The organism is Vibrio sp. 2134-1 (assembly GCF_033339495.1).
This window is the reverse complement of the sequence record NZ_JAWOUS010000289.1, coordinates 1-798: the sequence shown is the minus strand read 5'-3', so window position 1 is coordinate 798 and position 798 is coordinate 1. Positions and strand designations below refer to the sequence as shown.

Sequence of the window (798 nt, the reverse complement as noted above, 5' to 3'; positions counted from 1 at the left end):
TCGACAAATCACAACGTTCTTTGGTGACGGCAATTAATGAAGTGCGACACATTTCCCATCTACTTCGCCCAAGCGCATTGGATGATATCGGTTTGGAAGCTGCGTTGACGACATTGCTGCAAGATTTCCATTCACACTCTGGAATTGATATCGACAGCCATTTTGACACTCAACAGCACAAGCTGACCTCCGAAGTCGCAACAACACTGTACCGAGTTGCGCAAGAGTCGCTAAATAACATTGAAAAGCATGCAAAAGCGAAAAAAGTGACGGTGATTTTGCAAAAAATGGGCAATATGCTGCAATTACTCATTAGAGACGATGGCGTAGGGTTTGTCGTCAACCAAGCTGTGCATCGCCAAGGGATTGGTTTGCGCAACATGCAAGAACGTGTGGAGTTTATTGGTGGCGAGTTCGAACTCATGAGTGAGCTTGGTTTAGGCACGGAAATTACCGTGCTTTTGAATTTGGATGAATTAGTTTATGGACAAACCGATTAGTGTGGTGATCGTCGATGATCACCAAGTGGTGTTAGATGGATTTATCGCGCGTTTAGAGCTGGAGCCGGACATTGATGTGATTGGCACTGCAAGCAACGGCTTGGAAGCGATTGAGGTCGTTAAGCATCTGCGACCGGATGTTGTGCTTATGGACATCAGCATGCCAATCATGAATGGCATCGAAGCAACGGGTGTGATTAAAGAGGAATTACCAGAGAGTAAAATTCTCATGCTTACGATGCATGATAACCGCGAATACATCATGAAAGTGATGCAGGCTGGAGCAGTGGGGTACATG

At 45.7% G+C, this 798-nt stretch carries 2 protein-coding genes; both read left to right on the top strand.

Going from position 1 to position 798, the window contains the following annotated elements; all coding sequences use genetic code 11:
* A partial coding sequence (locus R7R78_RS25535; protein WP_263856320.1) for a sensor histidine kinase occupies positions 1-500 on the top strand: 500 nt, incomplete at its 5' end.
* The coding region (locus R7R78_RS25530; RefSeq protein WP_225474548.1) for a response regulator transcription factor at positions 484-798 on the top strand (315 nt) is incomplete at its 3' end. The genes R7R78_RS25535 and R7R78_RS25530, both read left to right, overlap by 17 nt.